Source organism: Shigella sp. FC1967, assembly GCF_001743005.1.
In the GTDB taxonomy this organism is placed as follows: Bacteria; Pseudomonadota; Gammaproteobacteria; order Enterobacterales; family Enterobacteriaceae; genus Proteus.
The window spans coordinates 1-1,718 of the sequence record NZ_MIIZ01000944.1; the positions used below are offsets into that span (position 1 = coordinate 1).

The window sequence follows — 1,718 nt, forward strand, 5'->3', positions numbered from 1 at the left end:
TAGTTTTATTCAGGATAAAGTGCAATTAATACACTTTATCCTTATGATGATATTAGAAAATAGTGAATGGCATTATCACGTTAAACTTAACGTCTTTTTCATCTTGGAAAATATTACCAAAACCGCCTTCATAACTTGGAATATCAGAGTGGCTTATTTATAAAGCGCTTTTTAATTACTGCATCCCTACCTTTCTACTATTTATTTTTATTTATCGTAATCGTAATTAGCTTTTTTAGTTTTATTCAGGATAAAGTGCAATTAATACACTTTATCCTTATGATGATATTAGAAAATAGTGAATGGCATTATCACGTTAAACTTAACGTCTTTTTTCATCTTGGAAAATATTACCAAAACCGCCTTCATAACTTGGAATATCAGAGTGGTTATCATAACGGGTATAATGAAGCTTAAAGAGCGTACCTTTAGCGCGACCTTCTTGAACCGTATACATAATATCCGCATTCCATGCACTTTCTCTGATACGTTGCCCTTGATCATAAATCGCTTTACCACTTGGCTTAGCATCCCATGCGTAAACATAAGAAGTACCTACTGCCCAACCTGACAAATCCCAGTTTTTCAGATCATACATAACGCCCGCATAAAGTGCTTTTTCACCATTGGCGTTAAAGTCAGAACGACCATCCCACCAAATATCAAGGCGGCCATTAGATGTTGCCCAACCTGGCGTCATACGTTGTAAGAAATAACCTTGATTACCCTCAGCTTTAACCCATGTTCCTTCTACTTTGAAGTCAAATACATTATAGGTATAACCAAAAGTCAGTGCTTGTAACCATGCCAGCCCATCATAAACATCATTAACGCCACCACCAGTCACTTTATCTTTAGCACCGTAGAATTGGTAAGACGTTCTTAATGCATTCTCAGCAATTGGGAAATCATAAGAAACCTTACCAAAATACTGATCAATATAACCATCTGCCTGACCAAATGCAGCTTCTAACACTAAGCTGTTTTTAAAATCATATTTGGCGCCGAAAGAGTGAAGATAGCTGATATTCGTTTCTAAATCAGCTTTACGGAAGTTGTACATGTTTCGATACCATGGTGCTTTATATTCATCTGTCCACATGTAAGAGAAAGATAATTCACCACTTTTATCGAAGTCGAAAACAGCCCCTGCTTCAGCACCGCGGTAAGTTCCCGGTAAAAAGCTCCAATGTGGGCGCAATAAACTTTGACCTTTAGGTTGAATATACCCACCTTGAGCCCAAAAATTGCCTAATTTAAATTTTGCAGCCGCTTTATAAACGCTCACGCCACTGCGATCGCCCGTCCATTTTTCATCCCAGCGACTTTTGGCATCACTAAAACCGATTTCATTAGGTGCAGCAGGACCACTGTTATTCAATTCAACCGCACCAAAAGCAGCTAAATCAATACCAATAAAATCACCAAGGTAACCTGATGAGAAATCTAAATTAGCGTTGAAAGTAGAATGGTGTAAGTTAGCTTTGTATTTGCCGTAATCTGGGCTATTTGGTGTTAACTCTTTTCTATCACGGTCACGTTGCCAATAAAAAAAGACCGCCTGTTAAGGTTGAATCATCAATAAACCCTTCAGCATAAGACATTTTTGCAGGTAGTGCAGTTACAAGCAATGCGCCCATAACGACAAGTGCCACCCTGCCTGGTTTAGCATGTTGCATAACCATAGCATTGTTTCCTCTTTGACTTTGACTAAAAAA

Annotated in this window: 2 pseudogenes; both read right to left on the reverse strand. The window is 38.1% G+C overall.

Annotated elements, in window-relative coordinates:
- Positions 1-52: 52 nt before the first annotated feature.
- Positions 53-154: pseudogene (locus BHE89_RS26165) on the reverse strand (hypothetical protein); the annotation flags it as partial.
- 134 nt (positions 155-288) lie between these two features.
- Positions 289-1,685 (reverse strand): annotated as a pseudogene (gene chiP / locus BHE89_RS16510) (chitoporin ChiP).
- Between the last annotated feature and the right edge of the window lie 33 nt (positions 1,686-1,718).